This is a genomic window from Micromonospora sp. WMMD980 (assembly GCF_029626035.1).
In the GTDB taxonomy this organism is placed as follows: Bacteria; Actinomycetota; Actinomycetes; order Mycobacteriales; family Micromonosporaceae; genus Micromonospora.
In genome coordinates this window covers 1-17,038 of record NZ_JARUBE010000003.1, presented here as the reverse complement: position 1 = coordinate 17,038, position 17,038 = coordinate 1, and the positions used below count along the sequence as shown (strand labels likewise).

Genomic DNA, 17,038 nt, shown 5'->3' with positions numbered 1-17,038 from the left:
GTTGAGCTGGGTGGAGCGGGCGGGATCAGAACGGCGGGGTGACACCGGGGGTGGCCGGCTGGGGGGCCATGGCGGCGGAGATGGCGCGCTGCTGCTCGACCGGGAGGGCGGCCCACTTGCCCGGGTCCATGCCGGGCGGGCACGCGATACCTGCCGTGGCGGCCGGCGGAGTGCTGATGCCGAGGGACTGCGCCGCGGCCGACACCGGCGCGGCGGCCGGCGTGCCCTGGCCGCCGCCGAGGAGGCCGCCCGGGTCGACGGTCGGCGCGCCGTACTCGGCGGCGAAGGTGTACGGGTCGCCGACGGCGCCGGTGCCGCCGACGCGCTGCACGGCGAGCCGGCCGCCGATCTCCAGGCCCTTCGCGCCGACCTTCAGGATGGCCTCGCGGACGCAGGTCATCATGCGCGGCGAGATGTGCAGGCGGCGCTTGCCGTCGTCGTCGGCGTTGGCCGGGTCCCGCTGGTCGGTCTGGAGGGTGACGATGATCTGCATCTTCGGGTCGCCGGAGGGCCAGAAGTCCAGCTCGTCGGAGTTGAACTTCTTCATCTGCTCGACCTTCGGCGTCTCGGTGATGGTGCCGATGACGGTGTGGCCGACCGGGTTGTCCTTCCAGTTGACGGACTTGATGCCGCCACCCATCAAAAGGCTGTTTGCATCGATGCTGGTCACTTGATGACTCCTCTTCTCCGGAGGTTCCGGATCCGGTTCTTGTCCTGGCTTCGGCTCTTGTCGCAGGTGCGGCAGAAGCGACTGCCGCTCTTCCCGATGTGCGTGTTGTCCTCCGTGTACTCGTGGCCGCGCGGGCAGTGGGTCCTTGCCGCCTGCGCCCTGCCGGAGTTGCCTCGCCGGACGTTGACCGCGTGCGCCACCGGTTCGAGGTGAGCCGGGTTGACGCAACTGGTCACCCGACACAGGTGGTCGAGGACTAGGCCCTCCGGGACCGGGCCGCGGTGGAGCTCGAACATCACCCGGTGGGCAAGGCGCATGCCGCCGTCGTGCCAGATGCGCCCGTAGCCGAACGGGTCCTTCGCCCGATGCCACAGCCAGCACTCGTCGTCGCCGCCCTGCACGAAGCCGCGGCGGAGGCGCTCCAGCGTGGTGGCGGTCATGCGATCAGCCCACGGAGCTGGTTGTTGATCTTCTGGTCGGTATCGCCCGGGCAGCCGGTCTGGTCCGCCGGCCCGCCGACCCTTCGAAACGGGCACCACGAACACGCCTTGCCGGGCTCGGCGGGCACCGCGGGCCACAGTTCGGGGTTGGCGGCGAGGTTGAGGCCGTTGACGCCGATGAGGTCGTGGGTCTCGTAGAACCGGTTGACGGCCCATTCGGCGATGTCGGGCCGGTACTCCTCGGTCCACTCCGCGCTGTCCGCGTAGTCGTGGGAGCGGGCCAGGAACACCAGCCGCACGTAGCGGACGTCGCGGCCGGCGCGCTCGTGGCCGCGCCCGTACAGGTGGGCCTGGACCCGGTACTCGGGCTTGACGAGCTGGTCGTTGGGGACGGTCTTGCGCTTGACGGCGCGCAGGGCGGTGACGCCGGTGTACTTCCAGTCGACGACCATCCCGTGGTCGGTGTCGTACGCGTCGCCGTGGCCGGTGATCGGGTCGACGTCGGGCAGACCGGGGTCGACGACCAGGGCCTCCTCGACGAGCCACCGTTCGCGGCCGAGCTGCGCGTTGTGGAAGCGCAGCGCCTCTTCCATGAGGCCGTGCATGGCGGTGCCCTGCATCGGCGCCCACGGAGGCCGCTTGTCCTCCGGCTGCCGCACGATGCCGGCGAGCTTCATGGCGATCTGCCGCTGGCAGGGGGTGCCCAGTTCGGACGGGCCGAGCCGGACCTGCTGGCTGCGGGGCCGGGACGCGTCGAGGTCACCGAGGACTTCCCGCATCTCGGCCACGGTCGACGGCGGCGGGCCGGCCGGCACCGCGATCTGCGGCGCCGGCGCGACGATCAGCCCGTCAGGGGTCTGCCCGGCCGGCGCGGTGACCGGCTGCTCGCCGCAGCATCGGCCGAGCCAGCCGCCCCGGGTCGGGTCGGCGCGGATCTCGTCGAGCTCCTCGATCGTGGCGCCGCAGCCGCCGCACCGGCCGCGGTAGGTGGCGCTGATCCACGGGCCGAGGCGGGCCGGCTCCTCGTCGACGGCCGGCCGGCAGTGCGCGCAGGCGGTGACGAGCAGCTCGGTGACCGCACAGCGCGGCTCGGCCGGAGCGGCCGGGGTCGGGGCGAGGCGCAGCGACTCGATGAGCGCGGCCAGCTCGCTGTCCACCGCCGACGTCATGCCGTCACCAGCTCAGCGACGACCGGGGCGTTGGCGATCTCCAAGAGGACGTCGGCGTGGCAGGGTTCGCCGATGGGGCACCAGCAGGCGAGGTTCTTGCCGGCGAGGTCGCGGCGGATGTCCGCGATGGAGACCTTGAGGAACCGGCCGCCGCGGCTCGGGTACGACAAGAGCATGCCGGGCGTCGGGCGGGTGAGGGTGAGCCGGAACAGCTCGACCAGCTCGGCGCGGGTGCCCCACCGCACGTAGGTCTCGACGACGTCCTCCTGGCTGAACCACATGTCGTGGCGGTTGCCGTCGCCGCTGATGCGGCCCTCGAAGTCCCAGGCGCGGCCGAACCGCTCCAGGTGGTTCGGGCCGTAGTGGACGAGGCCGCCCATCTGCTGGTGGTAGCCGAAGGGGTTGCCGAACTTGGTGGGGCGGCCGACGTAGGCGGTGTTGGCGGGCATCCGCCAGCCGGGGGTACGACGGCGCTGGATGCGCTTCGGCGTGGTCATGAGAGGACTCCGTTGAGGCTGGGAACGATGACGGCCCGGTGTGACGCCCGCGTGATCGCCGTATACAGCCACCGTCGGCCGTTGACGTGCCCCTCGATCGCGGCAGCGGCCGGGCCGAGCGTCTTCGCGTGCTCGCGGTACGCGGCGCCGTAGAAGACGGAGCTCTCGTCGACGACGAGGACGCGGGGCCACTGGGAGCCCTGACTCTTGTGGGTGGTGATGGCCTGGGCGAAGGTGGCGGCCACGACGGTGCCGCGGCCGTCCCGCTTCGCCTGCTTCTCGCCCTCCAGGTCGCGGAACCCGGACGCCCAGCAGGTCAGGTCCCGCTGGTTGCCTTCGTCGTCGCGGACGACGAGGCGGTGTCGGTCGGGTCGGTCGCTGTCGAGGGTGTCGACGACGTCGAACTGCTGGCCGTTGAACACCTCGGCCTCGCCGCTGTTGGCGAGGGCGATGATCCGGTCGCCGGCCTGGGGGCCGCCGGTGAGGCCGCGCAGCGCCCGCAGGAGGTGCACGGCCTGCCAGCGGGTGGCGTTGCGGCCGACGAGGACCTGGTCGAACTCCAGCAGTTCACCGATCGACATGCGGTCGAGGCGGCCGGAGTCGCCGTCCTGCCCGGTGATGCCGTAGTTGCGCTGGCCGGGCTGGCTGTCGCGGATGGCGGTGGCCATCCGGGTGACGGGGCTGTCGAGGGCGGAGCGGTGGATCTCGGTGAGGAGGTGGTCGGGTGCGGCGTTGATGAAGTAGCCGCCGCCGTCGACCGGCGGGAGTTGGGCGGGGTCGCCGAGGCACAGGATCTTCGTGCCGTAGGTGAGCAGGTCGTAGGCCATCCGCTCGCCCACCATCGACACCTCGTCGAGGACGAGGAGGTTGGCGGCGGACAGCTCGGACTCATCGCGGAGGATCCAGTCCGGGCTGTCGATCTTCGCCTGTTCGGCGGCGATGTGCCGGGCCAGCTCGGCCCGTTCGCCCGGGTCGTCGCTGTCGCGCAGCTGCGCCTTCAGCCCCTCCAGCCGCTTGCGGGCCTTTTCCACAGGCTGGTAGATGAGGCTGTGGACGGTCGACGCGCCGTCGCAGCCCTTCGACCGCAGGACGTAGGCGGCCTTGCCGGTGAACGCCGCGTACAGGGCGGAGACGCCGAGGCCTTCGACGATGTGCCGGGCGAGGGTGGTCTTGCCGGTGCCGGCGTAGCCGAACAGCCGGAACACCTGGCTGTCCCCGTCGGCGTACCAGTCGGTGATGCGGCGGATGGCCTCTTCCTGCTGGGGCGCGAAGTCGAGGTCGCCGGTGGCGACGGGCGCCGGCGGGGGCGGCTGTTCGGTGCCGACGAGGTCGGCCAGTCGCAGGTCGGTGTCGGTCATCGGGTGATCTCCGTGAGGTCGAGCTGGCCGGCGCGGGCCAGGATGACGACGGCGTGCGTGAGGGTCTTCGCGCCGAGCTGCCTGCGCATCCGTGCGAGTCGCGACCAGGTCGCGGCCTCGCTGGAGCCGAGACTGCGGGCGACCTGGCGGACGGTGTAGCCGGCGGCGATGAGCCGGATGGCGCGCAGGTCGATCGGCGCGACCTCCGGCGCGGCCGGCATGGTGAGGGCGGTCACTGCTGGTCTCCCGTCTCGTCGGTCATGGGGCAGCCGGCGGCCTTCCACGCGTTGAGGGAGGCGAGGACTTCCGGCGGGGTGTTCGCGCCGGCGCGGATGTCGGCGAGGATCTGCGTGCGGTCCTGGTCGACGGGGGTGGGCTGGCGCAGCGCCTGCACGACGGTCGGGTCGATGCGGCCGGTGCGCTCGTCGGGGCCGGCGGGCAGGGCCCGGTCGGCCCAGTGGTGGGGGGCGAGGGCTTGCCGGTCGGCGGGTGCGAGGGGGTTGTAGTCGGCGGGGGCGGGCACGACGGCGCCGCGGCGGTGCCGGCCGGTGTAGGTGGTGCTCACGGCAGGAGGTCCTTCCAAATGGGCCGGGGTTCGGCGGCGGTGGGCAGCGCGGCGAGCTGAGCGCGGAACGCGTCGATGGCCTGCTGCTGCGCGGGGGTGAGGTCGACCTCGGCGGCCCGAGCCTCGATGGCGGCGGTCGCGGTCTGCGCGGCCCGGGTGACGGCGCGGCCTTCGCGGCGTACCGGGGCGAGCACCGGCCCGTACACAGCCAGGGCGACGACCACGCACACGCCGATGGACGCGAGCGCCCAGATGGTCAGCGCGGTGTTCATGCCGCCGCCTGGGCGAGCAGGGTGACGAAGTTCCAGGTGGCGGTGGCGACGCAGTGGGCGATGCCGTAGAGGGCGGTCCAGAGGGCGAGGCTGGTGAGCAGGGCGAGGCCCCACGTGCGGCGGCGGGTCACGCGGCACCGTCCAGGGCGTCGGCCTCCATGGCGACGACCGCGGCGACGGCCAGGCGGTGCAGCGCGGCGACCGCGGCGGGCCGGCGCAGGCCGGCGACTGTGTCCGGGCCGACCCGGGCCAGCCACCGCGACGGCCGGTTCGGGTCGCCCTCAACGATGCCGAGGTACGTCGGCTCGTCGACGGGGCCGGTCTCGGCGACGGCGTGCGTGCCGTAGTCCATGAGCCGCACGGAGTGAACGGCACGACCGAGCCGAGTCAGCCGCCAGACCGCAGACCGGTCCGGACGCTCGACCCAGCCGGCGGTCGCCATCTCCGTGATGGCGGCGGTGACCTTCTGCGGCCCACGGTGCGGGTCGCTGACGTCCCAGGCGGCCGGAGCGCGCCGCGGGCCGGTGGGCGAGCCGTCGGGGCCGATGCCGTACTGGACGGTGCCGGCGGCGACCCGGTCGAGTAGGGTGAGGCGGAACGGAGTCGGGAACAGGCTCATGCGGCACCTCGCTCTCGCCGGTCCTGCTCGGCGGCGGTGATGTGCTGCGCGGCGAGCTGGCGGAGGTTGAACGGCGCAAGCCGGATCACCGGGGCGTGGTGGAGCTGGCGGGTCATCTCGGCGCAGTCGCAGGCCTCGCCGGCGCCGATGCCGCAGCAGTCCTTGATCTGCATGGCGTACGGGCCCCGGCCGGTGACCGCCCAGCCGGCGCCGGCGGTGCGGGTGGTGGCCGGCTCGTCCAGGTCGGCCCGGTCGAAGGTCAGGCCGGTCGGGTCGTCGACGCACGGGCCGGGCCCGGTCGGCGGGTTCGGGCCGGGGTACGGGTTCGTCGGGTGGCTCATCGGGCGCCGCCACGGCGAGAGTCGTTGCTGGCGGTGTAGAGCGCGATGTCGCAGTCGCCCCGCGCTCCGCGGTGCTCGAAGGGCAGCCGGTGGTACGGGCCGTCGCAGTCCTCGGTGACGCCCGGCTCGCCGACCAGGGCGATGCCCAGCGCGTCGATGGTGTCCTTGCGCTGCTCAAAGGTGCCTTGGTGGGCCACGGCTTGGAGGTTGAGCTGGAGAGCGATGGGGCTGATCTCGACGTGGCCCATCAGGTCGAGCTGGTCGGCGGCGCTGCGGAGCGCGGCCGCGAGGGAAGCCGGGCTGGTGTGGAGGTCCCGGCGGATGATCGGGGTACTCTGCGTCTGCACTTGGACTCCTCGTGTTGGGCTTGGATCCGGGTGGGGAGCCCCTGCCGGTCGGACGGCGGGGGCTTCGTCGTGCTCAGGCCGCTGCGTTCTTCGCGGCGGCCTTGCGCCGCCAGATGGCGACCTGGATCTCGGCGAGTGCCTGCGACAGCGCCTCGGTGGCGGCGCGGCCGGCGGGGCTGTCCGGGTCGATCGGGGCGACCTTCGGGACTCGGGGGCCGGACGGCGGCGGCGGCGTCTGTGGGCCGCTGGGCGGGTGCGTCACGGCGCGACCTCGAACAGCTCGTCGACGGTGGAGCCGAGGGACTCGGCGATGCGCATGGCAACCCGCAGGGTGGGCGTCTGCCCCTTGCGGATGCGCCAGAGGGTGGCCCGGTCGAGGCCGAGCAGGTTCGCCCGGTCCTGCTCGGTGTCCGCGAGGGATGTCGCGAGCCGATCGAACACGTCGGTTCGCAGCCGGATCGGCGACGATGCTGCAATGTCGCCTCGTGTCGGTGCTGCACTCATGCAGCAGACCGTACGCCGCAACACGGTGATGTTGCAACCATGCAACACATCAGCCGTTCGGCTGATTTGAGCGCGACCGGTCGGGCACCTACCGTTGCACGCATGCAACGTGGAGAGAGTGACGTCCGTCCAGCTGGCCGGTGCGGCGATGGTGGCGGCGACGAGCAGCCCTCGGTGCCACCGGCCGGGTCCGTGGGCGGTGCGCTGCTCCCGTTCGGCTTTGTCGTGGGCTCGCTGGTGGGCGATGGCGAGCCGGATCGGTGCTGCGGCGGCTGTGTTGTCACTCCTGTTCGACATGACGTCCCCCACATGATCACTGAGCGCGCACCCCCGCGCGCTTTCTGCAAGGTAGATCGCCGATCATGCGCCCGGCCTGCACGACACTCAAGAAGTTTCAGCCAACAACGAAAAATCCCGCACCGGCCGTAACGTGTGCGTAACGCACATTCCCGGTCAGCTGAACGTGAGTTCCACGCGGTCTGCCGCGTACACGCCACGCACCCGGCCGCCGAGCGTCACGACCAGGACGGGCACCACGGCGCCCGGCTCGATGCCCAGCTCGGCGCGCTCGGCCTCGGTGGGCATCCGCGACCGCACCCGGGCGCCGCGAGGGACCTTCACCTGCTCGCGCGGCTGCTCGTCGACCACCCGCGTACCGTAGCCCCGCTCGGCGACGACGAGGCCTTCCACGCGCAGCGCGGCCAGCGCCCGGCGGATGGTCTCCCGACTGACCCCGTACCGGTGCTCCAGCGCCTTGATGGACGGCACGGCGCTGCCCGGTGTGAGCTGGCCGGTGATGATCTGGTCCCGCAGGGCGTCGGCGAGCTGCCGGAAGAGCGGCCGGTCCAGGTGGGGGTCGAGCACGGTCGCACGGTACGGACCGCACACGCCTTCACATCCCGGCACCCGGGGATCCCGGGGTCCCCCTTGCGCGTGGTGGAGGGCCCGGCTGACGCGGCCAGGCCCTCCGCCCCGACCCGCGTCGAGGGTGCATCCCAGCGTATCGGGGCACACCGATCCAGGTAACGCCGTCGCCGGTGCGCATTGAGTACGCTCATGTCGTGCCGACCGGCACGATTCGACTCGGCAAAGGAAGGTCGGACCGGTGACCCCGAACCCGCTGGCCCGCCAGCGGCGGCTCTCCGCCGCGCTGCTGAAGCTGCGACTCGACCGCGGCATCAACCACGCCGAGCTGAGCCGGCGCAGCGGCATCTCCGCCTCGGTGATCTCCCGGACCGAGAACCCGTTCGGCGACGTGCACCGTCGCGCCAATCTGCTGTCCATCCGGCGGCTGCTCGACGCCCTTGAGGTGCCGCGCGGCGGGCCTGACTGGACGCGCATCGAGGCGTACGCCGAGGACGCGCTCACCGGCCGCTGGTGGGACGCGCCTGCCCACAGCCGGATGGGCGACGGGCAGCGCACCTGGGCGCTCGTCGAGGCGGGTGCGTCGATGATCCGCGAGTACGCCGGCATGCTGCTTCCCGGTCTCGTGCAGACTCCCGAGTACGCCCACCACCGGGTTCTCGCGGTCACGGGGGACGGACCGATCACCGACACCGACGCGATCGTGCGGGGCCGGATGCAGCGGCAGAGGCAGAGCGTCGGCGGTGGTGAAGCGAACTACGAGCTGGTCTTGGAGGAGCAGGCGATCCGCCGACGGCCGGTGCCCGCCGACGTGATGCTGAAGCAGCTGCACCACCTCCTGGCGCTGATCGGCGCCGAGCACGTCAGCGTGCGGGTGGTGCCGCTGGACTCGCAGCAGTTGGCCGACGGCTACGCCCCTCGGGCGCCGTACAGCCACGTGAGCTACCCCGACATGGACGATCCGCCGATCGTGGTGGTCGACAACGTGACGAAAGCGCTACTCGTCACGGAGCCGGAGGACGTGTCGGGGTACGCGCAGTTGCATCTGCGGCTGCGTGAGGCCGCACTGTCTGACGCGGACAGTGCGGCGTACATCCGCGAGGCGGCCGACAAGCTGGCCGCCACGATGTGAGGAGATCCGATGTCCGACCCGCGATTCAGCAACACCACTGACCCGCGCTTCGCCGCGTGGGAGAAGAGCCCGGAGTCCGGCGGCAACGAGGGGTGCATCTACCTCTCGGTGGCGGCCGACGGATCGGGGGACGTGGCCGTGGCCGACAGCAAGGCCGGCGCGGATGCGCCGATCCAGGTCTACAACCGGGCGGAGTGGACGGCGTTCCTGGCCGGGGCGAAGGCCGGGGCGTTCGACCACATCTGATTCCTCGCGATAAGAGGGCCGGCATCCCATCCGGGGTGCCGGCCCTCTTCTTGTTCACTATCCGTGTCGCTCTTGTGACCTTGAAGGAACGATGCGATCGTGACCAATGCGTCGGCGAATTGTTCGCTGGCGACGGATGCGGCAGTGCGAAGCCTTCAGCACCCAGAGCGTGGCTGCGGTCGCATCCGGCCGGGCACGGCGTGAGCGACAGGGCCCACTGTCCGCGAGCACCGCGCCCCGGGTAGCGGCGGCGGAGGTTGCACCACGACACCCGTCGCCGCGCCCACCCGACCGAGGGAGGCGTGTGTGGCACAGCCGATCCGTACCCTTGTCCGCCGGCTGATCGGTCGGCCCGAACCGTCGACCCGCCCAACTCTCGGGCGGCGCGTAGACGAGGCGGATGCGCGCAACGCGCGCCGCCGCCTACTCGACCAGGCGGCACGCATCCGCAACGAGGGCGGAGGTGAGTACCGGTGACCGTCCCCGAGATCCCGGCCGGGACCAGGGTGTCGCTGCGCCCCGGCGAGTGGGCGAGCCACATGGGTCAGCTCGGCACGATCTACATGGACGTGCGGGTCGTGAAGGTCGGCGACATGGAGGGCGTGCCGGGCTGGGTGTGGCTGCTGGTGCACATGCCGGAGTGCCACTGGGAGTCGGTGGCGTGCGCGCGGGAGTGGTGCGTGAAGGTGGCGGTCTGGATCCCGGCTCTGTACGACGCGGTGAACCGGTGACCGGGATGTGCCCGGACCTCGGGCAGCGGGGCGACGTCGCGGTCGGGGCGACGATCCTGGAGGCGCACCGGCAGTGCCCGGACTGTCGGGCCGGGACGTGCGAGGCCGGCGCGTACGCGGCCCAGCTCCTCGCCGAGCACCGCCGGAAGCGCGCCGCCGCCCTCGCCCGCTGAACACGAGGACGCCCCCGACCATCGCGTGGTCGGGGGCGTCGCTGCGTCCGGGTCAGCGGGCGTCGTGGTGCTTCTGCCGCATCCGGTTCCAGATCCGGCGCCCGATCCGCCACCGCTTGCCGGTGCCCTTGCACCACCAGCAGCGGCGCTGATGCTTCCGGTTCAGGTCGGAGCGGTGCACACCTTGCCCGCTGCAGCACCAGCAGTCCTTCAGCGGGAACAGCGCGATCCTGGCGACCACGAACAGGACCAGGGCGACACCGATAGCGGTAGTGGTCAGCGTGCCTCTCACAGCGCCTCCAGGGGGCGTTTCCGGGGATCGGACCGCCTGCGGGGCTAGCGCCTAGTTCCCAGCTCAGAGGGCCTAGAGGAGGGGCTAGCGCTAGCCCTAGCAGGGGCTATCAGTCCTCGACCTCAGCGAGGTCGGTTGAGGCGATCGTCTCGGCGGTTTTCTCGGCGATCCGGGCCTCCAGGGCGGCCAGTTTCACGCCGGCCCGGGTGGCCCGCTTGGTCGAGCTGGAGTCGATCCGCCGGTTGATGCTCTCCGTCTTCACCCCGGCCCGAGCCATCCACGCGCCGAACACCTCGACGGTCAGATCGCCGTACGCGTCCCGGTCGAGATGCTTCAACCGCGGCACGATCAGCTCCGACCAGATCGCCTCCTCGCCCTCGAACCACACCTGCCGGACGTCAGCGAGCAGGTTCCGCAGCGCGATACGCGGCACCTCGACCGGCTTGTCACCCTGGCGCATCTCCAGGGCCCGTTGCACGACCCGCTCGGCCGCCGGGTTGTCGACGAAGCTGGACCGGCGCGGCCGGATCGGCCCGTCACCGGCGTGGTAGCCCCACCCGGAGTCCTTCGGGCCGGTCGAGTCGCCCGTCTCGAACTCGGTGGGCCGGGCGCCGGCGGAGTACGCACCGGTGCCGAGGACCAGGTTCACCTCGGTGTGCGAGGTGACCGCCAGGCAGGTCCGCAGGGCCATGTTGCTGCTGATGCCCTTCGGGATCGACTCCTTGTCGATGCGCTGCGAGGCGAGGATCAGGTGGATGCCGAGCGCCCGGTCACGCTTGACGATGGACGTGAGCAGGAACTTCGCCCGCTTGCCGTGGGTCGGGTCGGTGATCAGTTCCTGGATCTCGTCGAAGAACGCCACCAGCGGGCGCAGCCGGGCGTCGTGCTCGGCCATCCGCCGGTTGACCTTGTTGGCGGTGTTCATGCCCTGAGCTGCGTACTTGCGGACCAGCGGCGCCCGCTCGTCGCACTCGGTCAGCAGCCACTCCAGGGCGGCCATCGCCGCGGCCTTGGTGCCCTCGTCGGCGCCGGAGCCGTGCAGCCCGTCCGGGCACAGCGGCTCGAAGCAGTCGAGGTCACCGGAGCCCTTCAGGTCGAACGCCAGCGGCACGACCAGCGGGTCGAGGATGGCGGCGAGCATGACCAGCCGCGCCGCAAGGGTCTTCCCGGAACCGGGGATGCCCCCGAACAGGGAGTTCTTCTCGGCCAGGGAGTAGTAGACGGGCCGCATCCGCTCGTCGTGGCCGTAGACGAACTTGTCAGTGAAGTAGTCGAACGTGCCGCTCTCCAGCAGCGGCCAGGCCGGGGCCTTCATGCTGCTCACAGGCTTCTGGGCGATCCAGATGGACAGTACGCCGGGGTGCTCGCCAGGGACGGTGGCCGGCCACACCTGCGTCTTCGGCAGCCGGAACCCGGAGGCGAGGCGGTCGCGCTCGTCGATGACGTCGGTGGCCAGCACACCGGCGGGCAGCAGCACCAGAGCTTCGTGGCCGGGGCCGGCGAGAGAGATGTCGAACAGGAACTTGATGTCCTTCGGTTCTTTGATGCCCTTGACGTTGCAGGCCAGGATCGCCTGCCGGGTCAGGGTGGCGGTGAGGCGGACGAACCTGTCAGCGGTGAACACCCGGTCCACGATCGGCGCGTCGATTGGCTGCCCGGCGTACGCGAACAGCGGCACCAGGACGGCCGCGGCGAGGGCCTGCGCCCACCACGGCGCGACGAACACCAGCAGCAGCGCCAGCACGACCAGCAGCAGCACCCCAGGCACGGCCAGCCAGGCGCGGGCGCCCACGCGCCGGTCACGCTGCCGGGACAGGGCCAGGTAGTCCTGTACGTTGTTGCGGCTGGCGGCGTCCTGCCGGATGCCGAAGCCTTCCAGGTCGAACGTCCAGTGGATGGCCTTGCCGGACAGCCGCAGCGCCCCCCAGGGTGCGAAGACGGCGGTCTTCGCCAGGTACTTCGGGGATCGGGTGACGTGGTAGGCGAGGGTGTAGCCGGCGAAGGCGAGTGCCCACTGCACCATGGCGTGCCGGCCCGCCTTGGAGCGCAGGGTGGCCGGCACGATGGGCTTGCGGGGCCCGCTGTACCGCGAGCTGACGTCGGCGAACGTCGTGGAGGTGCGGGGCAGGTCGACGGGCTTGCCGGTGTCGGTGCCGGGCGTGATGGCGACCTGCTCGCCGCGGGGCTCGTAGTAGTCGGGCTCGCCGGGGCGGGGCGCGGGGACGACCGGCTCCAGCTCGTCCAGGTCGATCTGCTCGGGCATCGGGGGTCAGTCCTCCTTGCGATCAGTGGTGGTGTTCTTGGGCCAGTACCGCTGGACGGTGCGGATGCCGAGGCCGAGCTTCTTGGCGACCTGCTCCTGCGTCATGGCGGGCTTCTTGGCGACCAGTTCGGCGACCCGGTCGGCGTTGGACTTGGCGGGTCGCACTGGCGGGTCGATGGCGACCCGGCGGGTGATCCGCGTGGCGGGTGCGGCAGCCGCCACGATGGCGGGTTGCCGGGTCGCCACGGTGGCGGGTTCGGTCGGCTCCGGCTGGCGGGCCGGTGGCGGGTCGATGGCGGGCGGGGTGGCGGGTTCCGAGGTCGCCACCACGAGCGCGTCCAGGCCGTCGTCGTGGCGGGTTGTGGTCGGCGGGATGGCGGGCGGCGCGGGCCAGTGGAAGCTGCGTGCCGTGGCGGTCCGCGCCCTCAGTCGAGGGCCGGCGGCGCGGGCCTGCGCCAGCACCAGGTCGATCAGCTCCTGCTCCTTGTCGCTGACCTCCCCGTCGATGACCGGGCCGGCCGGGACGGACTTGCCGCGCAGCACGGTGACCGCCGCGCGGAGCCGGCCGGCCGGCGGGCGCTGGGCGAGCTGGCGCCGCCGGTCGCGGTTGTAGCCGTCCCAGGCGCGGCGCGGGTCCCGCTCCCCGTGGTCGATGGACCAGCGGCGGGCCTGCCACGCCCGGAACGGAAACGCGCGCCGCCGCTGCGGGGAGAACTCCACGCCGCCCTCGTCGATGAGGTTGGCGTCCTCGGCGAGCAGCTGCACGTGCTGAGCGCGGCGGGTGTGCAAACCCCACAGCCACGGCGACAGCAGCGACAGCAGCGCGAACGCCACCGCCGCCGACGTCGGCGCCATGCCCTCACCGGCGAAGTGCGCGTAGTTGATGGCCGCCACCACCCCGGCGATGCCCCACGCGGCCCGCCGCAGCCCGGCCGCCGTGGCGTGCGCGTTGAGCAGGAGCGCGTCGTGGGCGTGCCACTGCACGTACACAGCGATCGACTCCAACGCGGCGGAGAACGCGACCGCGAACGCGACCTTCGACGGGGTGTTCCAGTGGGCGGGGGCGATCTCCTCGTAGGCGTACGCGCCCTGGGCGTACGCGGCGCCGCCGTTGATGAGCAGCAGCGGCAGCACCGGGCGCAGCTTCGCGGCGAACTCGGCGCGGGCCTTCCGCCGCCGCTTGGACCGCTCCTCCCGCTCGGCGCGGCGTACGCCGTCGCGGCGCCGCTTCTCCTCCTCGTCGGCGAGGGTCTGCTGGCGGGCGAACTCGGCGTCGGCGGCCTGGCGCTCCCGCTGGATCTGCGCCTCGACGCGGGCGCGCTCCAGGTCGGCGCGGGCCTGCTCCCGGGACGCCTCGGCGCGGGCGCGCTCCAGCTCCGGGTCGGGGATCAACCGGCGAAAAAGGCTCACCGCGTCAACTCCTTCTCACGGACGGCGGCGGCCCGGGCCGGTGCGGCGGGCTGCTGCTCGCGGATCGCGCGGGCGGTGGTGTTGGCGTGGCCCTCCACCAGCCGGCGGGCGATCTCGGCCACCAGCAGCGGCGTGCCGGTCCCACCGACGACGATCATCAGGACGTACTGGGCGGGCGTCACGCGGCACCTCCGGTCCAGGCGGTGGAGACGCACATGCCGCCCGCGCCGACCTGCTGGCCGGTGCACGGGTGGTCGTGGTGGTTGACGCCGAACGCGAGGGTGGCCAGCACGGCGCACACCAGGACGGTGCGCTTCACGAGCCGGTCGATCATCATGGACATGGGTCGGGCCTCCAGGGGGTCCGGTCAAGGCCCCCGGCCGGCGGTGGAGTCGCCCGGCCGGGGGCCGCCTACTTGGTCAGCTCTGGCTGGCCTTGCTCTGCTGCGCCTGCGACGCCTTGCGCTGCTTGATGGCCTTGGCGGTGAACATCTGCGGGTTGGCCTTCTGTGCCCGGCGGGACAGGTCGGCCATCTGCTTGCCGCTGATCGTGTTCGGGACGCTCGGCTTCCTGCTGAACAGGCCCATCTGGCTCCCTCTGCTTGTGGGTTAGTGTCCGATGATGCAACACTAACAGCGCCCCGGGCAGACGGGCAAGGGTGTACGACCATCGGACAGCGAAGGGCTAAGATCATGCGCGTGGCGCGACCCAAGTGGACTCCCGAGACCGAGGCGCAACGGCGCGCGATGGCCGACGTCGAGCGGGCGACGAAGCACGCGGACGAGGTCGACGAGAAGCTGTGGGAGAAGGTCAGGGCAGCCCACAAGCTCGGCGTGAAGCCGGCCTACCTGGCCGAGCGGACCGGCCGTGCCCGCTCGACCGTCTACCGACACCTCGACCCCGACGGCCAGGCCGGAGACGAGAAGTGACCCACCCCGCCGCCGTCCCCACCGCCCTCTACCGCTTGCGCGACAGCGACGGCCAGCTCCTGTACGTCGGGATCACCAGCACCCCCGCCAGCCGCATGGGCGCGCACCGGCGGGAGAAGCCGTGGTGGTCGGAGGTCGACCCCGCTCGCACCACCTACGACTGGTTGCCGGATAGACCGACGGCGGAACGCGCCGAGGTGGCCACCATCGCCCAGGAGTCGCCCAGGTACAACGTCGCCGACAATCCGGCCGAGCGGGCTGCGATGGTCGCTAGGGCGCGCGAGGTGTCGCGCGCCAGGCTCGCCAGCTACGCGGGCGACCTGCCAGCCGAGTGGGAGGCCGCCGCCGATGCCATCGAGGCCGTGGAGGATCCGGCGGAGCGGGCGCGGCTGGCCGGGCAGCAGTTGGCCGACGCGCCGGTCCAGCAGAAGGCGCTCCGGGCGGTCCGGGGCTCTGCGGTCAGGGAGATGCAGGCCGGCGGGTTGTCGAACGCTGAGATTGCGCGTCGGCTCGGCGTGCACCGCAACCGCGTCCCGCAATTGTTGACGTAGCCCCTCGGACGCGAAAGAGCGGCCCCTGTCTCCGGGTGGAGACAGGGGCCGCGTCGTGTGCGGGGCTATTCGGTGGGGCGTTCCTGCTCGGCGAGGGCGTCGATGAGGTCGGCGCGCAGGACGAATGTGGTGCCCACCCGCCCGCAGGGGATCTCACCTGCTGCCAGGCGCTTGTGGAGTCCCTGTTTGGAGCTGTAGCCGAGGCGGGTGGCTGCTTCGGCGAGGCTGTAGAGGCGGGGGATGTCGGGGTCGATGGTCGGGTTTCCCATGCTCCCAATTTATCCGCTGAGTGGACCTTCGTCAACTCCGGAAAATATTTGAGAAAGTGGCGAGATGCAGTGGACGATCGTCCACTGCATGGGTTAGACTATAGGTACAGGGAGCGAGAGGGAGACGGAAATGACGAAGTACACCTGGGACAGCAGCAAGAAGTACTGCTCCACCGAGGCCCACGCCACCAGCCCCACCTGCCCCGACTGCGACACCGCCACCCAGTGCACCGGCTGCCAGGCCCCGATCGCCGCCGGTGAGGTCCACGCGATCTGCCGGGAGAACGGGGAGGCCGCCCACCCGGGCTGCAAGGGCCGGGCCGCCGCGAGCTGGGTGGACTACTACTGAGGGGCGGGGCTCCGGCCCACCCCTTTGCGGCAAGGTCAACTTCTCGGACGCTCCCCGCAAGGTCAACTTCTCGGAGAGGAACCCAGCTATGAACGAGCCGACCCTGATGGAGCTGATCCGCGAGTACGGCCGAACCATGGACGTGGCCGGCCGTTACGCGGCACTGGGCAGTGCGGCGGCCGGCCCGAGTGAGAGGCAGGCCGGCCGCCTGTACGACGAGATCGAGCGGCGCATCGATGAGATCAAGGCGGCGCACCTCCCCGCCTGACCTCCGCACAGCACGAAGCGGCCCCCGCCAGAGCAATCGCTCCAGCGGGGGCCGCAGTCTGTGCAGCGCGCGAGGGTCAGTCGGCGGTCACAGGTGTGCGCGAGCGGACGCCGTTGTCCGACGCGGCCGGTGCCACGCCGACCCCGAGGACCGTCGCCGCGGCGAGCAGCAGCGCGATCCACTCCCCGGAGTCCAGCCCGCCCAGGATCACCGTGGTTAGCACCTGCAGCACCGACAGGACGACGGCGATGGCGGTCTTGCCCCACCGGTACTGCGGGGCCAGCGGCACCAGGTAGACGCCGACAGCGGTCGCGGCGGCGATGGCGATCTGCACCGCCTCGTCCGGGTCGATGTGCTGGTCGCCGGACAGCGCCCCGTAGGCGACGGTGAGGGCGGCGGCGACGACCGCGACCAGGGCCTTGCCGTAGGTCTGGAACATCTCGGCTCCTAAGGTCAGGGGGGTGAGGTACAGGAAGACGCCCGGCGGGTACGCCGAGGTGCCGGAGCCGTGCCCGCGCGGGCACCGTGATCCGGACGGGAATCCGCGCACGGTCCCGGCGTGGGGTGCGTGCGCGGTGTGTGGGCGGATGGGCCGCCAGTGGCGCTGTCAGGAGGACGGCTGCGGGCTGGTGACGCAGCACGAGCACGAGTGCCGGTAGCTACCGGGTCGGCGGGCAGGTGAAGTCGGAGCGCAGCCGGGCGATGTCCGTGGCGATCTTCTGCCCGGCCGGGGTCTGCGGCGGCGTCTCCGCATACGCGTCATCCAACGTCGAGACGAT

At 71.8% G+C, this 17,038-nt stretch carries 31 protein-coding genes; 8 read left to right on the top strand and 23 right to left on the bottom strand.

Annotated elements, in window-relative coordinates; translation table 11 throughout:
• Positions 1-25: 25 nt before the first annotated feature.
• From O7618_RS00465 to O7618_RS00395, 15 genes are all read right to left on the bottom strand, one after another.
• On the bottom strand, positions 26-670 hold the full coding sequence (locus tag O7618_RS00465; protein WP_278103965.1) for a hypothetical protein: 645 nt from the start codon (positions 668-670) through the stop codon (positions 26-28).
• Positions 667-1,110, bottom strand: coding sequence for an HNH endonuclease signature motif containing protein (locus tag O7618_RS00460; RefSeq protein WP_278103964.1), 444 nt, complete (start codon positions 1,108-1,110; stop codon positions 667-669). Before O7618_RS00460 ends, O7618_RS00465 begins: the two co-directional genes overlap by 4 nt.
• Entirely contained in the window at positions 1,107-2,279 is a 1,173-nt protein-coding gene (locus tag O7618_RS00455) for a hypothetical protein (protein WP_278103963.1), read from the bottom strand. Before O7618_RS00455 ends, O7618_RS00460 begins: the two co-directional genes overlap by 4 nt.
• Positions 2,276-2,776 (bottom strand): DUF4326 domain-containing protein, encoded by a 501-nt coding sequence (locus O7618_RS00450; protein WP_278103962.1) that lies wholly within the window; start codon positions 2,774-2,776, stop codon positions 2,276-2,278. Before O7618_RS00450 ends, O7618_RS00455 begins: the two co-directional genes overlap by 4 nt.
• Entirely contained in the window at positions 2,773-4,134 is a 1,362-nt protein-coding gene (locus tag O7618_RS00445; protein WP_278103961.1) for an AAA family ATPase, read from the bottom strand. The genes O7618_RS00450 and O7618_RS00445 overlap by 4 nt, the downstream gene beginning before the upstream one ends.
• Positions 4,131-4,370: a hypothetical protein gene (locus O7618_RS00440; RefSeq protein WP_278103960.1), complete on the bottom strand. Its 240-nt coding sequence runs from the start codon at positions 4,368-4,370 to the stop codon at positions 4,131-4,133. The genes O7618_RS00445 and O7618_RS00440 overlap by 4 nt, the downstream gene beginning before the upstream one ends.
• A complete protein-coding gene (locus O7618_RS00435) occupies positions 4,367-4,699 on the bottom strand; it encodes a hypothetical protein (protein WP_278103959.1) in 333 nt (110 codons plus the stop codon). The genes O7618_RS00440 and O7618_RS00435 overlap by 4 nt, the downstream gene beginning before the upstream one ends.
• Complete coding sequence (locus O7618_RS00430) at positions 4,696-4,971, bottom strand: hypothetical protein (protein ID WP_278103958.1); 276 nt, start codon at positions 4,969-4,971, stop codon at positions 4,696-4,698. The genes O7618_RS00435 and O7618_RS00430 overlap by 4 nt, the downstream gene beginning before the upstream one ends.
• A complete protein-coding gene (locus O7618_RS00425; RefSeq protein WP_278103957.1) occupies positions 4,968-5,102 on the bottom strand; it encodes a hypothetical protein in 135 nt (44 codons plus the stop codon). The genes O7618_RS00430 and O7618_RS00425 overlap by 4 nt, the downstream gene beginning before the upstream one ends.
• Positions 5,099-5,590, bottom strand: coding sequence for a hypothetical protein (locus O7618_RS00420; protein WP_278103956.1), 492 nt, complete (start codon positions 5,588-5,590; stop codon positions 5,099-5,101). Before O7618_RS00420 ends, O7618_RS00425 begins: the two co-directional genes overlap by 4 nt.
• Positions 5,587-5,931, bottom strand: coding sequence for a hypothetical protein (locus tag O7618_RS00415; protein WP_278103955.1), 345 nt, complete (start codon positions 5,929-5,931; stop codon positions 5,587-5,589). Before O7618_RS00415 ends, O7618_RS00420 begins: the two co-directional genes overlap by 4 nt.
• A complete protein-coding gene (locus O7618_RS00410) occupies positions 5,928-6,278 on the bottom strand; it encodes a hypothetical protein (protein WP_278103954.1) in 351 nt (116 codons plus the stop codon). The genes O7618_RS00415 and O7618_RS00410 overlap by 4 nt, the downstream gene beginning before the upstream one ends.
• 73 nt (positions 6,279-6,351) lie before the next feature.
• Positions 6,352-6,540, bottom strand: coding sequence for a hypothetical protein (locus tag O7618_RS00405; protein ID WP_278103953.1), 189 nt, complete (start codon positions 6,538-6,540; stop codon positions 6,352-6,354).
• Entirely contained in the window at positions 6,537-6,782 is a 246-nt protein-coding gene (locus O7618_RS00400) for a helix-turn-helix transcriptional regulator (protein WP_278103952.1), read from the bottom strand. Before O7618_RS00400 ends, O7618_RS00405 begins: the two co-directional genes overlap by 4 nt.
• 453 nt (positions 6,783-7,235) lie before the next feature.
• A complete protein-coding gene (locus tag O7618_RS00395; RefSeq protein ID WP_278103970.1) occupies positions 7,236-7,646 on the bottom strand; it encodes a GntR family transcriptional regulator in 411 nt (136 codons plus the stop codon).
• Between the two features lie 241 nt (positions 7,647-7,887).
• On the opposite strand from O7618_RS00395, the gene O7618_RS00390 reads away from it, so the two are divergent.
• The 4 genes from O7618_RS00390 to O7618_RS00375 all read left to right on the top strand — a co-directional run bounded on the left by O7618_RS00390 (position 7,888) and on the right by O7618_RS00375 (position 9,928).
• A complete protein-coding gene (locus tag O7618_RS00390; RefSeq protein ID WP_278103971.1) occupies positions 7,888-8,778 on the top strand; it encodes a helix-turn-helix transcriptional regulator in 891 nt (296 codons plus the stop codon).
• 9 nt (positions 8,779-8,787) lie between these two features.
• Entirely contained in the window at positions 8,788-9,024 is a 237-nt protein-coding gene (locus O7618_RS00385; protein ID WP_278103972.1) for a DUF397 domain-containing protein, read from the top strand.
• A 473-nt stretch (positions 9,025-9,497) separates the two neighbouring features.
• Positions 9,498-9,755 carry a hypothetical protein gene (locus O7618_RS00380; RefSeq protein ID WP_278103973.1) on the top strand — a complete coding sequence of 86 codons (258 nt, stop codon included), beginning with the start codon at positions 9,498-9,500 and terminating at the stop codon, positions 9,753-9,755.
• On the top strand, positions 9,752-9,928 hold the full coding sequence (locus tag O7618_RS00375; RefSeq protein WP_278103974.1) for a hypothetical protein: 177 nt from the start codon (positions 9,752-9,754) through the stop codon (positions 9,926-9,928). Before O7618_RS00380 ends, O7618_RS00375 begins: the two co-directional genes overlap by 4 nt.
• A 52-nt stretch (positions 9,929-9,980) precedes the next feature.
• On the opposite strand, the gene O7618_RS00370 is transcribed toward O7618_RS00375, so the two are convergent.
• From O7618_RS00370 to O7618_RS00345, 6 genes are all read right to left on the bottom strand, one after another.
• On the bottom strand, positions 9,981-10,220 hold the full coding sequence (locus O7618_RS00370) for a hypothetical protein (RefSeq protein WP_278103975.1): 240 nt from the start codon (positions 10,218-10,220) through the stop codon (positions 9,981-9,983).
• A gap of 109 nt (positions 10,221-10,329) precedes the next feature.
• Entirely contained in the window at positions 10,330-12,483 is a 2,154-nt protein-coding gene (locus tag O7618_RS00365) for an FtsK/SpoIIIE domain-containing protein (protein WP_278103976.1), read from the bottom strand.
• A gap of 6 nt (positions 12,484-12,489) precedes the next feature.
• Entirely contained in the window at positions 12,490-13,893 is a 1,404-nt protein-coding gene (locus O7618_RS00360; protein WP_278103977.1) for a hypothetical protein, read from the bottom strand.
• Complete coding sequence (locus O7618_RS00355; protein ID WP_278103978.1) at positions 13,890-14,075, bottom strand: hypothetical protein; 186 nt, start codon at positions 14,073-14,075, stop codon at positions 13,890-13,892. The genes O7618_RS00360 and O7618_RS00355 overlap by 4 nt, the downstream gene beginning before the upstream one ends.
• Entirely contained in the window at positions 14,072-14,236 is a 165-nt protein-coding gene (locus O7618_RS00350; RefSeq protein ID WP_278103979.1) for a hypothetical protein, read from the bottom strand. Before O7618_RS00350 ends, O7618_RS00355 begins: the two co-directional genes overlap by 4 nt.
• 76 nt (positions 14,237-14,312) lie before the next feature.
• Positions 14,313-14,480, bottom strand: a complete 168-nt coding sequence (locus O7618_RS00345) for a hypothetical protein (protein ID WP_278103980.1) — start codon at positions 14,478-14,480, stop codon at positions 14,313-14,315.
• 111 nt (positions 14,481-14,591) lie between these two features.
• On the opposite strand from O7618_RS00345, the gene O7618_RS00340 reads away from it, so the two are divergent.
• Entirely contained in the window at positions 14,592-14,822 is a 231-nt protein-coding gene (locus O7618_RS00340) for a hypothetical protein (RefSeq protein ID WP_278103981.1), read from the top strand.
• Positions 14,819-15,373, top strand: a complete 555-nt coding sequence (locus O7618_RS00335) for a GIY-YIG nuclease family protein (RefSeq protein WP_278103982.1) — start codon at positions 14,819-14,821, stop codon at positions 15,371-15,373. Before O7618_RS00340 ends, O7618_RS00335 begins: the two co-directional genes overlap by 4 nt.
• A 65-nt stretch (positions 15,374-15,438) precedes the next feature.
• Here O7618_RS00335 and O7618_RS00330 read toward each other — a convergent pair whose 3' ends face one another.
• Complete coding sequence (locus O7618_RS00330; protein WP_278103983.1) at positions 15,439-15,642, bottom strand: hypothetical protein; 204 nt, start codon at positions 15,640-15,642, stop codon at positions 15,439-15,441.
• Positions 15,643-15,772: 130 nt separating this feature from the next.
• On the opposite strand from O7618_RS00330, the gene O7618_RS00325 reads away from it, so the two are divergent.
• Both O7618_RS00325 and O7618_RS00320 read left to right on the top strand, forming a co-directional pair.
• The gene (locus O7618_RS00325; protein ID WP_278103986.1) at positions 15,773-15,991 is read left to right on the top strand and encodes a hypothetical protein; all 219 of its coding nucleotides are present in this window, start codon (positions 15,773-15,775) and stop codon (positions 15,989-15,991) included.
• Positions 15,992-16,079: 88 nt separating this feature from the next.
• Entirely contained in the window at positions 16,080-16,259 is a 180-nt protein-coding gene (locus O7618_RS00320; protein WP_278103985.1) for a hypothetical protein, read from the top strand.
• A gap of 76 nt (positions 16,260-16,335) precedes the next feature.
• Here O7618_RS00320 and O7618_RS00315 read toward each other — a convergent pair whose 3' ends face one another.
• Positions 16,336-16,698: a hypothetical protein gene (locus O7618_RS00315; protein WP_278103984.1), complete on the bottom strand. Its 363-nt coding sequence runs from the start codon at positions 16,696-16,698 to the stop codon at positions 16,336-16,338.
• Positions 16,699-17,038: the final 340 nt, after the last annotated feature.

Coding starts and splice junctions, on each gene's coding strand:
- O7618_RS00350 (WP_278103979.1), bottom strand. CDS start 14,236: ATGTCCATGATGATCGACCGGCTCGTGAAGCGCACCGTCCTGGTGTGC.
- O7618_RS00415 (WP_278103955.1), bottom strand. CDS start 5,931: ATGAGCCACCCGACGAACCCGTACCCCGGCCCGAACCCGCCGACCGGG.
- O7618_RS00365 (WP_278103976.1), bottom strand. CDS start 12,483: ATGCCCGAGCAGATCGACCTGGACGAGCTGGAGCCGGTCGTCCCCGCG.
- O7618_RS00455 (WP_278103963.1), bottom strand. CDS start 2,279: ATGACGTCGGCGGTGGACAGCGAGCTGGCCGCGCTCATCGAGTCGCTG.
- O7618_RS00450 (WP_278103962.1), bottom strand. CDS start 2,776: ATGACCACGCCGAAGCGCATCCAGCGCCGTCGTACCCCCGGCTGGCGG.
- O7618_RS00315 (WP_278103984.1), bottom strand. CDS start 16,698: ATGTTCCAGACCTACGGCAAGGCCCTGGTCGCGGTCGTCGCCGCCGCC.
- O7618_RS00420 (WP_278103956.1), bottom strand. CDS start 5,590: ATGAGCCTGTTCCCGACTCCGTTCCGCCTCACCCTACTCGACCGGGTC.
- O7618_RS00330 (WP_278103983.1), bottom strand. CDS start 15,642: ATGGGAAACCCGACCATCGACCCCGACATCCCCCGCCTCTACAGCCTC.
- O7618_RS00320 (WP_278103985.1), top strand. CDS start 16,080: ATGAACGAGCCGACCCTGATGGAGCTGATCCGCGAGTACGGCCGAACC.
- O7618_RS00385 (WP_278103972.1), top strand. CDS start 8,788: ATGTCCGACCCGCGATTCAGCAACACCACTGACCCGCGCTTCGCCGCG.
- O7618_RS00345 (WP_278103980.1), bottom strand. CDS start 14,480: ATGGGCCTGTTCAGCAGGAAGCCGAGCGTCCCGAACACGATCAGCGGC.
- O7618_RS00445 (WP_278103961.1), bottom strand. CDS start 4,134: ATGACCGACACCGACCTGCGACTGGCCGACCTCGTCGGCACCGAACAG.
- O7618_RS00400 (WP_278103952.1), bottom strand. CDS start 6,782: ATGAGTGCAGCACCGACACGAGGCGACATTGCAGCATCGTCGCCGATC.
- O7618_RS00325 (WP_278103986.1), top strand. CDS start 15,773: ATGACGAAGTACACCTGGGACAGCAGCAAGAAGTACTGCTCCACCGAG.
- O7618_RS00460 (WP_278103964.1), bottom strand. CDS start 1,110: ATGACCGCCACCACGCTGGAGCGCCTCCGCCGCGGCTTCGTGCAGGGC.
- O7618_RS00430 (WP_278103958.1), bottom strand. CDS start 4,971: ATGAACACCGCGCTGACCATCTGGGCGCTCGCGTCCATCGGCGTGTGC.